The following is a 13,391-nucleotide window of genomic DNA, read 5'->3' as shown; positions in this document are numbered from 1 at the left end:
TTCCTCCTTCTATTATAGACGTTTCACTTGTACTGTCACTTCTAAACCTTTACATTCTTGTTTTCATATTCAACTACCCCGTCTATAATGGTATACAAAACTTCTATGTCTTTGATATCCAACGGGTTCACGGTGGTCAGATCCTTATCCAATACTGCAAAATCGGCATACTTCCCAACCTCAATACTTCCGCAATTCTGTTCCTGAAAATTCAATATGGCTCCGTCGATTGTCATTGCTCTCAACGCCGTCATCACATCGATTTTTTGATCAGGTCCCAATATGTCGCCTTCTCTGGTTTGACGGTTCACTGCAGCCCAGATTAGAAAAAGAGGAGAGATTGGCGTTACAGGACAATCCGAATGAAGGGTGAACAGTAGGTTACGATCTACCGCATCTTTCAATGGACTTATTCTTTTCGCCCGTTCAGGACCCAGAAAAATCTGCTCATGGCGTTGGCCCCAATAATAGACATGATTGATGAAAAATGAGCCTGCTACTTTCAACTCCGCCATTTTGTCCAGATCTTCTAGTGCCGCCGTTTGTACATGCTCAATCCGGTGGCGGTGGTCCAATCGTGGCATCGCTTGTAATGCATATTCGAAACCTTCAAGGATCGAGCCTATTGCTCGGTCACCATTACCGTGAATAGCAACTCGAAATCCTCGTTGGTGCAAGCTGGAAATGATCTCGTTAAGAGCAGCCTGCTCGTAAAATAATTGGCCATTCTCTTCCTTGTTGCAGTAATACGGATCCCGTAAAGCACCAGTTAATCCCTGAATTGAACCGTCCTGAAACAATTTAGCACTGTCCAGACGAGCTCTTCCATTGGAACGTTTGTCAATTTCCTGTTCCACCTCACTTGCAGAGTAATTTGCAAACAGGCCCTGCTCTGTTAACAAAGAGTGCATAATCATGAGCTGTGATCGCATAGGCATAATGCCAGTTTTCGCAGCTTCGAGTATAATGGTTAAACTTTCTTGATCCCAGACCCCTGCATCCGTGGTCATTGTAATACCCTGCGCGACATAATCTCGAGCGGCTTCGCCCAGTCGTTCGAGAAAAGTGGACTTATCCATCACCGGAAGTACCGTTTGGAAAGCATTCATCGCTGGAGCTTCATACAAAACCCCGTTTAATCTTCCAGCAAGATCTTTGCCAAAATGAGGATTGTCTGTATACTGATCATCATCAATGCCCGCTAGCTCAATTGCCTTGGAATTGGCTACGGCGATATGACCGCTAATATGTGTAATGTAAACGGGATGATTCGGAGCGGCCTGATCCAGATCCTCACGGGTGGGGTGCCGTTTGTCAGCCAGCGAAGTATCATCGTAACTGTGGCCCTGTATCCACTCTCCAGCAGTCATAGTAGCTGCTTTCTCTTCGATTGCATTTAAAATATCCTGAATTGTGGTATTCAAGGGACTGCTGCAATCTACGTTTCCTTTTAAGTAGGCACATGCCAGAATGTGATTATGCGTCTCGATAAATCCCGGAATAACCGTTGCACCCCTTAAATTCAAGACTTTGGTTTGCGCTGACATGTTTACCGCATTTGAAGGCGGTTCTGGCTGGCTCCAAATACCGCTAATTCTTCCTTTGGTTACAGCGACCGACTTTGCAACTCGATTAGCACCGTCCAACGTGAGGATATTTGCATTGGTAAGAAGTAAATCCACGTTTTTCATCTTAAAGCCCCCTTGCATATGAATGATGTACTCTCTTTCTTGCTTTCTCAGTATCTTCGCTTGTCATCATGTAGTGATGTCATTACAACTGATACTACAGTTATCTTAAAAAAAATCGTTCTTGTTGTCCTTATGTCTGTTATATAATCTAACATTATTTTTATTTTTTTGATCTTGCTTGATTTCAAACGTTCTGAATCCATCCTCTAGATGATTGGCGATCTCCATCAGCGTCTCAATGTCCTTAAACGAATACTTCCGATTTCCTGTACTTGATCTTTCGGGAAATATCAGTCCTCGCTGCTCGTAATATCGAATTTTTCTGGCGGACAATCCAGTCAAATCACAAACCGTTCCAATGGTAATAACTTTTTTTTCTTTATAATTATCTTTGTCCAACATTAAAAGTTCACCTCTTTTAATGAATTTAATTAACATAATGTTATTTAATATAACGTAATATTGTTGCTTATTATCACACGAAATTGACTGTGTTGTATATAACTTTGAAAAATAATCATAAAAGTAATCCCTTTTCATGGTCAGTGCTACAATCAAAAACTAGATCGGGATGGCAGCCACAATTGTGGACAGCCATTTTTCCCAACGGACTGTATACATGTTCAAAAACGTCCATATGTCTCACCTCGTTCCTTTATTGGTGATAGCATGAGTGCTTTCCTTTGTTTTTTATTCGCTTATTTACCCTTAATCCGCTTTTTCAATACGCCAATGACAATCAGCAAAACAGGCAGACCGATAGCAAATGTTGTAATCCAGCCTATCCAAACCGTTGCATTAAACTTGTTCTCGTAAATAGAGTTAGGAAAAATGTCTACAGAGATCACAATTAACAAAAAAGCCATGGGGATAACAAAGGATTTTTTGTGTTTTATGTTCAAGATTTGCGTGAAGCCGAGGAAGGCGGAATGGAAATATACGAGTAATTTAACAAAAGAGGTTAACAACCAAATTAAAGCAATCACAACTTCCACCCGGGTTATAAAACCCCCAATTTCTATTTTTTGAGCTAAGTGGTACGCGGGATATTCCTGAATGGATGTAACGTTTGATCCTACAACCAAAATATTTAATAAAATAATGGATGCATTGATCAATGAGCCAATGAAAACACCCACAATAAACGATTTAAAACTATTTTTGGGATGTTGCAACTCTTTGGGTTGAAGCATGAGAAAGAAAATCAGGGGGAAATACACAATACTAGCGAGTGAAAGGGTCGAATACGTATATTTATATAAAGGAGCCTCAAAGATGGGTTGAATATTTTGAATTTTGATTTCCGGGATCAAAGCAATAACCATCATGACAAACAGCAGCACACAAAACGGAAACATAATCTGTACCATTCTGACCAGAGTGTTAAATCCCGACATTAATCCGTAAACCAGCAATAGAGTAAATAGTGAATTAATAAATATAACCGAAGTTTCCGGCATAAAAACAGTCTTGATAAACCTGCTTACATCATAAAGTACCATGGCAGCCGCCAAAAACGCTGTAATGATAAATAATATAGATAGACATGTCCCAAACCATGAACCCAGGATCTCCTGCATTTTTTCGACGATGGTTTTGTTAGGTTGATGATTAAAAAGCCACTTGTAAACACCCAAGAAAATCACTGCCGGTATAATTGAAAAAAAGGGAACCAACCATGCATCCTGATTTAGAGCTTGTGCCAAACTACTCGGGGTTATGAGGATTGAAGTACCCACTGTAAACAAAGTTGTTAGAATCGTAAATTGAATATAGTCTGCTTTTGCGTCATTTTTCATCGTAATAATCCTCACATGTTCTGCAAATTGGAAACGAACTGACTTATCGGATGAAATATCCAACTCACCAAAATAAGAGGAGTCGGTGGGCCCCATCGGAGTAGTTTTAATACACCAATAATTCCTGCAATAACAATAATCGCATTGTAAATAAATAGTTCTCTGGGTGATGTTCTCAGAACATATGTACCAGCCCAAATAAAAAAGGCAACGAGCACGAGCATTCCCGTGACGTTAACACTGATCATCAACCATATCACTCCTTCATCTTATCTAAAAAGGAATTTTTGGTTTTTCCTGTTTCACGTAGTTTAAAATCCACATTAATTTCAACCGGTATTTCCTGCAGATGATTGGACCAGTCTTGCTTTAATTCCTTCCACAGGCTTGGCTTCAACTGATGAATACGTTTGCCGAGCCCTAACAAATCCGCTTTTATCGCATATTCTTTGTTTAATGCTTTTTGAATGAAGGATTTAATCTCCTCTTCGATAAATTGTTCAAGCTCGGATATTTCTCCGGGTTTCATAAGATCAATCTCGCATTGAACTTCATCTATATTTCCTTCAGCACGTATTCGAATTCCAAGATGCTGCTTTTCATTCTCTTTTCTGATATGGATATCACTTTTGGAGTCCAGTACCTCGATAGAGAGTCTGCCGCTTTGGTTTGGGCAACGGATAGTCCCCACAGTCCCTTTTACTTTGTTTTGCACATAATTGTATCCTTTACTCTCATCCTTATCTAACCAGTCAATTAATTTATCTTTATTAAAAACAGCCAGACCATCATACTCTAATCGGGCAGGAGGGCTCGTCGTTTCAAAAATTCCTTTTTTGTTAAGTTCGGGCTTATCCCCTTTTAATCTCACACCAGTCACAACAAGAGAACTTCCTTCGGTCATTAATTCATCAATCAAATCATCAATTTTGACTGTACTTGTGGATGCCCACTGTTTACTTGATAATTCCAGCGTAGAAAACAAGTTTTGTGCTGGTATTTTGTCAATCACCGATAGACTTTCTATCACCGTTGTTGCCTTCAGATCTTTGGCAACAATGATATCAAAATCGGCTCTTAATTCGTGATCTCGAGAGACAAATTCAATGATTTTGCCGAGTCCTTCCCTTCGCGCAGTTTCTTCCCCAACGACAAAAATACGTAAATGTGAAAAATACAGTTTTCTCGGGGTAGTATTGGTTAATTTCCTGATGGCTTCAAAAACGGTTTTACCCGTCCCTTTGTACACGGTCACCGGAGCCTCTCCACTTCCCTTGCTATTGACCCCTAGTTCATTCGGGTTTACCACTTGTACAGACACTAAATAATCATTACCAACCTTATCAATGCCTAAACCCACAGCAATAACGAGTTGTTTAATTTCCATCTTATCCCAGCATCCCGTCATAAGGGTTACCATAGCCGTTAACATCAACAAAATTCCGAGTTTTCTTCCCATTTCCATCACCTATTCGTCTCTTTTTTTGTATACCCCGCGCAGCAGCAATCCATATAGTGGAACTCGGATGAGCGTGTCTCGTTGATCAGCAAGCTTAAAGGGGGACAATGGTGATAAATAGGGTGTACCAAAGGAATATAAACTGCAGAGGTGAATGATCAGTAAAGCCATACCTATAAAAATGCCAAATAAACCAAACGAAGCACTCATCAACATGAGTGGGAAACGTAAAATCCGAACAGATATGCCCATATTGTAAGCTGGTAAAACAAAAGAGGAGATCGCGGTGATCGAAACAACAATGACCATGCTAGGTGAGATAATCCCTGCTTCTACGGCAGCTTGACCTATCACAAGCGCACCGACGATGGAAACGGCCTGTCCTACGGCTTTGGGCATTCGAAGACCAGCTTCTCGCAAAATTTCAAATGTACCTTCCATGATAATCGCTTCAATGAGTGTGGGAAACGGAACGCCTTGTCTTCCTGCGGTAATACTAATGAAAAGTTCAGTGGGAATGATCTCTTGATGAAAAGTGGTCAACGCAATAAACAAAGATGGACCAATTAATGCTATGAAAAAAGAGAAAATCCGTAATAACCGCAATAGGCCATAATCGGTACGTTGATAATAGTCCTCTGGCGCTTGAATAAATTGTATAAAAACCGCGGGAACCAACAACACAAAAGGAGAACCCTCAACGATTATCGCTACTCTCCCTTCCATTAAACCTGCTGCAATAATATCGGGTCTCTCCGTGTTATAAATAGTGGGAAAGGGAGAGAATGGATTTTCCTCAATAAATTGTTCTATGATTCCGCTATCCAACACGCCTTTAATCTGTATATTGTCCAATTTTGATTCCAATTCTTGAATGACTTGATCATCAGCCAGTCCTTTTATGTAAACAATTGATGTGCTCGTTTGAGAAACGGAGCCTATTGTTTTAGTCTTGATCCATAAGTCTTTGCTTTTTATTTTCCTTCTAATCAGGGCTGTATTCGTATTTAAGCTTTCGGTAAAAGAATCCCGTGGTCCCCGTAGAACCACCTGTTCTTCAGGTGGAGATATGCTTCGTTGATCCCCTCCTGGTGTATCGGATACAATGGCGGAATTATGCCCATCCAACAGAATGAGGGTGTTGCCGTTAAATATGGAAGAAAAGACTTCATTGATATGAGTAATCTCTTGTGTGCCAACCAAATTCTTCACTAAAGAGAATATGTCAGCGTTGGAATTTCGTTGTTTAGAGAAACTCTCAGAGTTCAGTATCTTCAAAATATTCTCATGGATATCCTGGATATCTGTTAATCCATCAATGTATATCAGACAAGCATACAAGTCAGCCTGCTCATTTGTTTTCAATTCTCTAACAATCAGATCACTGCTATACCCCAATTCCTTACGAATAAAAGCAATGTTGGCATCTAAATTGGTAGAAAATGTGATATCTACCGTCTGAGTCTCTTGAGAATTTTCTCCGGCAACCATACTGATCCTCCTTTACTAACTCAGAGAAATTATTCGCGTTAGTTAAAGAATTTATGCAAAGCTAAGAAATAATTCAATTGCCGTATTATTCGCTTCTGTTATCTGTGCTGGTATCTGGTTTAGCGTAGTATTTCAATGTGAAAAAATTAATTTTCTAAGTTATACAAAGAATCTAGTATACGAATGTAGTGGCCATTTTTTATTTAGTAAAACACTCAACTAACCTGACCATTAGCTTAACAAAAGCAGCCGATTTCATGGATCAGCTGCGTTCTTAGTTATAATGAGCCTAATCCGACAGCGCCCGCATGATGTTGGATTTCGCCTCTACCGCAATCGTTTCATTCCTGTCATCGACCGCTTGCATTAAGATCAGTATGGGGATGTATACCGCGATCAGCCGCGCTAGCAGCTTCGTTTCCTCGTCCGCTCCTCCGTACGTTTCGAAAAACACGCCGCGAGCGTAAGGTGGTAAAAAGCTATAAGCAACGCTCAAATCGCAAGCTGGATGGCCTACGTTCAGATCGCCCCAATCAATGATGCCGGAAACGATCCCGTTCTCATTCACAAGCATATTTTTGAAATGAAGATCACCATGTAGCAGTGCATTCACCGCCTCAACACGGTCCTCGCAAAAATTTCGCCAACGTCTCTGCCGATAAAGCCCGGCATTCTTCCGTCAAACCGATTGGGAAATCTCCTCGCACGTAGGCATAGCCAAGAAATGGTGCCGGGTATTCATCACTTGCTTCGCCATAAAACAACGGTTTCGGATAGGGGATGGTCATATATGCCTCCAGCTTCGGCAGTAACTTGCTTTCCATACGAATCGAACCAACTGCAATCGTTCTTCTTGGAAACCGGAACACGTACTCGTCCCCGATGAGAAAAACCGTATTGTCCCAGCCCCAGCCCAATCGCTTTACTTGCCTCGATGACAGCTGAGGGAATTGTCTGCCAATCAGCGTCCGCGCCTGCTCTTCGTTAACCTCCCAATCCGCATCCCATACATTCGTTCCTGCCATGAATTGTCTGCCTCCTCATTCCTTACGTTATTTAGATGTTTACATTCCCTGGAAGTTAGTCATAATTACCCGTTAGTTAATTTGCTCATCCCTGATCACGTTCATTGACCGCTCTCCATCTACAAATGGATATTTTAATATAACTATCCTGACTTTAGTTGCACAAAAGCAGCCGCTCACAGGGATCAACTGCTTTCTTGGTATTATTGAGCTATCGTTTCCCGTTAGCGTAATGCCTTCCCTCTCCTATTTGATTTCTAATCTTATACTTGAAAAAGAGTGTGCATGGTAACGCAATCTTCGAAGCAGTAAAGAAAAACGATGACAAGTACGATAGTGGCACATACTCTGCACCTTTAAACTGTATAAACAATTGGTTGCCAACAGGGCCGCAGCGATCAGGGAGCTCGAATATGAACTTCCATGTTTATAAGTGAGTACTAAACATAACAATCGATGTGTATTTATCAAAAAGAGTAGGCACTCGCCCATTATCGAAAATGTTGCAGTCCATTATATAGGCATCTGCATAGAATATAAGTAAACACTACAACTGCGAGGAGAATTAATATGTTCCATAAATTATCTCGTCACGATCATCATGGGAATAATCCCATGCCCAACACCTGGGATAACGACGGCCATTATGGGGTGACCCCCCCATTGAGCAAGGGAAATCAGAACGTTAGTCACCTTTCCCCTTTAGAGTTAACGGATTATGGGCAACGGCCTCTTGTAATAAATATTGACCAGGCAGCAAAACATAATCAAACGTATCGAACTGCTCTATGGACGGGTAAGTATTTTCAAGTGACTCTGATGAGTATTCATGTTGGCGAAGATATCGGTTTGGAGATACATCCGGCAACCGATCAATTCATACGTATTGAAGAAGGTCAGGGACTTGTTCAAATGGGAGATCGAAAAGACAGATTAGATTTTCAAGTGACGGCCTATAAAGACTATGCCATTATGATACCCGCTGGAACATGGCACAATGTTACAAATACTGGCCATATACCTCTTAAATTATATGTAATATATGCCCCGCCTCATCATCCATATGGAACAGTTCATGAAACGAAATCCATTGCGCTGTCTTCCGAAGGAGAATCGGTTTAATCCCGTTCACGTGAACTTACAGTCTTACATACAAAAGTCTGATTCTCTTTAATAGGCACAGAGAAATCAGGCTTTTGTAATGAATCTATAAGAGACATTTTTTTGTTTGAAACTGATTTTTAATAAAATTCGTATCCACACCATAATAACTCCAATTTAAAATGACGCTTGTCGAAGTGAAAGCCTACCTTGAACAATCCCAACTAGCATTTTGGGGATATTCTTGGCACGGAATTTGTTCATCTATCTTATTAAACTAACGTTTCCCGTATTTAAAAACGTCCGTTCATGACTTCTCTAACCATGTTTCCGCTACTGGAATAAACTATTTTTTAAAATTCTCATCGATTAAAGGTTTCCCTTCTTGATCAACCAAAACGGTTAATCCACTTCCAGCAGCAGAAAGATTCAACATATATAGAACCCCCGTCTGATTATCACGAATAATCTTAAAGAATTCTAGGGATCCTTGAGTATAAATAATTTCAAAACGTTTGCTATCCATTAACCCACTCTCCCTCAATCCTGTAATTGCTAAAATGTTTTACTACTTTAAGTACAATTCCTTGATAGCCGTCTTAAATTCAATAAAACATTTATATGCCACTTTATTTAAGCTATTACACAGTTAATATAAAATTTTCTATCCATTATGGTTCGTTGTATAGAGCTTTACTTCGTGCTGCACAACTCCAAGTTTAATTCACTGGCTCTTACAAAGATCTGACTTGTAGTAGATCCATCAGGAAAACCTAGTTTTTCAAGGATCCAGGGAAGCCCCCCCATAACAATACCTCTGCGGATTTTCATTTGATAATTGTCGATCTGATCAGAGAAATGCTCCTCCTTTAAAAGAGATGTTCTCCAAAAAAATAAGCGTATGCATAGGGACAAATTTCAGGGAATTCAATTGTTTCATTCCATTTTCTAAGTTCAATTCATTGAGTAATTGACAAGAAATAGTACCGTTCATCAACAAATTATCACTTCACTCTTTCGGAAATATTTATACTTATTTCTTCAGGATTTTCAACACCAATGATCAGCTTTGATATTTTGAACATACCAACTTTAAAGCTATTCAAATCTAAATGAAGAGTTTCAAGCTCATTTTCAAAAAAGTGCAGTTGATAGCCACCATTTGATCTGAATAAACCATTTCTCATTTCTCCTAATAAAGCACCATATAGTTTAAAAGCATTTGGTATCGGTCTACCTGTTGTTATTCCCTTGATTGAGGAGTATGGAATTTGCAACCCTTTATCTAATTTTAAAAAGGGTGAGTTTTCAAATTCGATATTTATGTAGGTTTCCATTAGTTGAATTTTACGCTCCATATTTTGATTCCCCCATTATCTTTTCAAATAATCCATAATTACATATAACACCATTAATACCTCTTTTAATTTATAAAAGTCTAAGCACTGCCCGTTATTTCAATAAAAGAACGCTCCCGGGCCTTCGCGAGTTACGTCCTTATTATATTTTTATTTCCAATCACGTATTAAAGAACCTACGCGTGTAGCATGTACTGCTTAATCAGTGGACTTATCTTTAACTTAAGCACTAAGAATATACTTTATTTTCATTGGACAATTGCTACCGTTTTTTCAACGATTCCTGCTCCTTCATAACTTAAAACGGGGAATTCGCAGTAAGATGCTAGTTTCTTTTCCTTCTATAAATATCTGCAAAATTCGGTCCGACTGCTTTCATACTTACTAATATTTCGTCAGGCCCGATAACCGGACCGAAATTTCAAGATATTCTAGTACTTCCGCTCCCCCGAATTTATTAAATACTGGTACTTTTAAATGAGCTGCAAGTTTTAAGGCAACTTACTAGTACTTGTTGAACGGTTCGACGCATTATCTGTAGAGCGAAATCGAAGGCACCCTACTGGGTGCCCTCGATGTTCTTACTGTCTCTCTTTTGCAAGTTGGATAAACGAAATCAAAACATCAATCAACCTTGTTGGCACACTCATTCACTGTACAGAACGTGCAAGTGCTGCAACAGAGCCGCGGAAATCCGGTCTGCCGTCAGCCGTCCACAAAAGCTCCGTCACAAATGTATGGCGATTCGGATCGTACAGCGGATCTCCTATAATGTTTTTGTACGTTCTTGCGTGAAACACAAAGAGCGTCTTTTCGCCCGTCTCTGACACCGTGAAGGAATTATGACCGGGACCATACATAGAGATACTCTCATCTGTCGAGAGAACCGCTGCTTGCGACTTGCTCCATGAGGCGGCATCGAGCAAATCCGCATCCGCATCGGCTTCAAGCAGGCCCATGCAATAATTGAAATCTGTGGCGCTAGCCGAATAAGAGAGGAATACCCGATTCCCCTTGCGAAGAAATGCCGCGCCTTCGTTCACTTTATAACCAATGATCTCCCAGTCATATTCCGGCATCGAAATCATCGTTTGCGGCCCAGTCAGCGTCCACGGATTGGCCATTTTAGATATATATAGATTGGAGTTACCTTCGATATTCGGATCCTTTTGTGCCCATACGTAATAACGGCTGCCATTATGCTCAAAGGTAGTGGCATCGAGGGCGAAGCTTTCCCACGAGGTACGAACCTGTCCTCTTTCCGTCCAACTGCCTTCGAGTGGATTAGCATTTTCATTCTCTAGCACGTACATCCGATGGTCAAACAAGCCTTCATTCGTATCCGTCGTGTGTGCGGCAGCGAAATATACATACCATTTGTCATCAAAAAAATGCAGTTCAGGCGCCCAAATATTGGCACTAAGGATACCCGTCTCACGCTTTCTCCAGATCACTACAGGACTTGATGTAACAAGCCCCTCAAGGTTCTGGGCTCTACGGATTTCAATCCGATCATACTCCGGAACGGATGCTACGAAGTAATAATAACCGTCCGAATGTCGGTAAATAAACGGATCTGCTCTCTGCTCAATTAATGGTTGAATGTCGTGGGATGCTCTTTGTTGGATTTCCATCTTATCACCTGCTTCATCATAATATTTACTACCCTTTAACAGCACCTGCAGTCATACCGTCTATGAAATATTTCTGGAAAGCAATAAACAGTATGAAAATTGGAATGATGGAGAAGAAGGAGCCCACGATCAATAGATCATAGTTATTACCATAAGGAGTTAATAACGTTTTCAAACCGATTGGAAGTGTATATTTACTCTGATCTCCGAGCACCATGAATGGCCATAATAGATTATTCCAGCTATTCATACCATTCAGAATGGCCATTGCTGCAAAGGATGGCTTCATAATCGGCATAATGAGTCTGAAATAAATCGCATACTCGTTTGCGCCATCAACCCGTCCAGATTGAATAATCTCTTTGGGTATGCTTCGTAGATATTGCCTGAAGAAAAATATTGTCGCGGCATTGGCTATACCGGGCAGAATGATTGCCGAATAGCTATTCACCATTCCCAAATCATTAACTAAGCTGTATAAAGGAACCAGCAGTATTTCGAAAGGCACCATCATAATAAGCAAAACACATATAAAGAGGAAATTCTTCCCTTTAAAATCATATGCTGCGAAACCATATCCAACAAATGCGCTTACAAAAAGTGTTAAAACCACTTGAACGATGGTTAAAGTCATACTGTTCCAAAACCATACAAAATAATCATGTTCTCCAGTAAACAGATAGATGAAATTGTCAAAACTCATGATACTAAAATCCAAATTTAGGTTAAGACCATATCTAATTAATGATTCACCTGGTTTAAAGGAAGATAGGGCCACTGCATAGAATGGAATCATAATTATAACGAATAGAATTATGAACAAACAAATAATTACTATTCTGGAAATAAAATTATTCCTTGTCTGACTTTTGCCCACTTTAATCCTCCTCCTTTTTGAACATTCCACTTAATTTCAACTGCGTTAAATTGATAACCATAGCAATGATTAACAGAATGATACCAACTGCAGCTGCGTAACCCAGCTTATTCTTCTCAATCCCTTGTCTATACAGAAATCCAACAATGGTTAAGCCAATATTTTTGGGTGAATTGTTACCGTTAAACATCATCAGGCTCTCGGTAAACATGGCTAAACCTGCATAAACACTAATTGTCGTAACATATACCGTGGTCGGCTTCAATAATGGCATTGTGATCGTTCTGAACTTCTGCCAAGCAGATGCCCCATCAATTGAAGCAGCCTCATAATATTCATTGTCAATGCTTTTCAAACCGGATAGATAATACAGCATATTAACACCTGTCCATCTCCAACATGCGAGGATTAACAGTGCTGCCATACTCCATTCTCCGTCTTTCAGGAACTTAATAGGCTCTACACCAAATAGACCTAGGAAACTGTTCATTAATGAACCTTCCATTTCACCAAATGTAAGGCGGAAAATGGTACCCGCAACTGCCACAGATGTCAATGCAGGGAGAAAGAACGAAGATTTAAAAAACTCTCTTCCCAGCATTAACTTACTGTTGATCATAACGGCGAATAACATGGGAAAGGGAATTAACAGCACTAAGGTTCCTATCATGTACACAACGCTATTTTTAATAGCCGTCAAAAACACTTTATCTGTAAGTAATTTCGAATAGTTCGCTTCACCAACCCATTTAGGATCCTGTCCCAACATCTTATCTTGAAAGCTCATTATGAAAGAATTTACAAGCGGATAGAACCAGAATAACAAAAATATGAGTATAAATGGCAATACAAAAACATAAGGTGCAACCTTTTGAGAGTATACAAATTTCTTTATCATATTCTCAATCTCCCTTGACTATGGTTAAACCTGCCGACCACTATACCTGCCGACAGGT

General features: G+C 40.0%; 11 protein-coding genes and 1 pseudogene. 1 reads left to right on the top strand and 11 read right to left on the bottom strand.

The annotated features are described in order from the left end of the window. Positions 1 to 41: 41 nt before the first annotated feature. The 6 genes and pseudogenes from MH144_RS03415 to MH144_RS03390 form a co-directional block, all read right to left on the bottom strand. Entirely contained in the window at positions 42 to 1,691 is a 1,650-nt protein-coding gene (locus MH144_RS03415) for an amidohydrolase (protein WP_239297669.1), read from the bottom strand. 105 nt (positions 1,692 to 1,796) lie between these two features. Beyond that, positions 1,797 to 2,093, bottom strand: a complete 297-nt coding sequence (locus tag MH144_RS03410) for a MerR family transcriptional regulator (RefSeq protein WP_239297668.1) — start codon at positions 2,091 to 2,093, stop codon at positions 1,797 to 1,799. Positions 2,094 to 2,389: 296 nt separating this feature from the next. After that, entirely contained in the window at positions 2,390 to 3,586 is a 1,197-nt protein-coding gene (locus tag MH144_RS03405; RefSeq protein WP_239297667.1) for a GerAB/ArcD/ProY family transporter, read from the bottom strand. A gap of 160 nt (positions 3,587 to 3,746) precedes the next feature. Further along, on the bottom strand, positions 3,747 to 4,955 hold the full coding sequence (locus tag MH144_RS03400; protein ID WP_239299242.1) for a Ger(x)C family spore germination protein: 1,209 nt from the start codon (positions 4,953 to 4,955) through the stop codon (positions 3,747 to 3,749). Positions 4,956 to 4,958: 3 nt separating this feature from the next. Continuing rightward, entirely contained in the window at positions 4,959 to 6,440 is a 1,482-nt protein-coding gene (locus tag MH144_RS03395; protein WP_239297666.1) for a spore germination protein, read from the bottom strand. Between the two features lie 289 nt (positions 6,441 to 6,729). After that, positions 6,730 to 7,465: pseudogene (locus MH144_RS03390) on the bottom strand (phosphotransferase). A 570-nt stretch (positions 7,466 to 8,035) separates the two neighbouring features. Between MH144_RS03390 and MH144_RS03385 the strand changes: the two are divergent. Further along, complete coding sequence (locus MH144_RS03385) at positions 8,036 to 8,587, top strand: cupin domain-containing protein (protein WP_275439948.1); 552 nt, start codon at positions 8,036 to 8,038, stop codon at positions 8,585 to 8,587. 325 nt (positions 8,588 to 8,912) lie between these two features. On the opposite strand, the gene MH144_RS03380 is transcribed toward MH144_RS03385, so the two are convergent. From MH144_RS03380 to MH144_RS03355, 5 genes are all read right to left on the bottom strand, one after another. Continuing rightward, the gene (locus MH144_RS03380) at positions 8,913 to 9,092 is read right to left on the bottom strand and encodes a DUF6440 family protein (RefSeq protein WP_239297665.1); all 180 of its coding nucleotides are present in this window, start codon (positions 9,090 to 9,092) and stop codon (positions 8,913 to 8,915) included. 478 nt (positions 9,093 to 9,570) lie between these two features. Next, positions 9,571 to 9,924, bottom strand: a complete 354-nt coding sequence (locus tag MH144_RS03375) for a hypothetical protein (RefSeq protein WP_239297664.1) — start codon at positions 9,922 to 9,924, stop codon at positions 9,571 to 9,573. Between the two features lie 650 nt (positions 9,925 to 10,574). Next, positions 10,575 to 11,558, bottom strand: coding sequence for a glycoside hydrolase family 43 protein (locus tag MH144_RS03365; RefSeq protein ID WP_239297663.1), 984 nt, complete (start codon positions 11,556 to 11,558; stop codon positions 10,575 to 10,577). A 28-nt stretch (positions 11,559 to 11,586) separates the two neighbouring features. Further along, positions 11,587 to 12,405, bottom strand: coding sequence for a carbohydrate ABC transporter permease (locus tag MH144_RS03360; protein WP_481857338.1), 819 nt, complete (start codon positions 12,403 to 12,405; stop codon positions 11,587 to 11,589). 31 nt (positions 12,406 to 12,436) lie between these two features. Further along, positions 12,437 to 13,333 (bottom strand): carbohydrate ABC transporter permease, encoded by an 897-nt coding sequence (locus tag MH144_RS03355; RefSeq protein WP_239297661.1) that lies wholly within the window; start codon positions 13,331 to 13,333, stop codon positions 12,437 to 12,439. Positions 13,334 to 13,391: the final 58 nt, after the last annotated feature.

The sequence above is a fragment of the Paenibacillus sp. ACRRY genome (assembly GCF_022346995.1).
GTDB lineage: Bacteria > Bacillota > Bacilli > Paenibacillales > Paenibacillaceae > Paenibacillus.
Note: the sequence above shows the minus strand (reverse complement) of the source record. Positions and strands in the feature narration are given on the sequence as shown.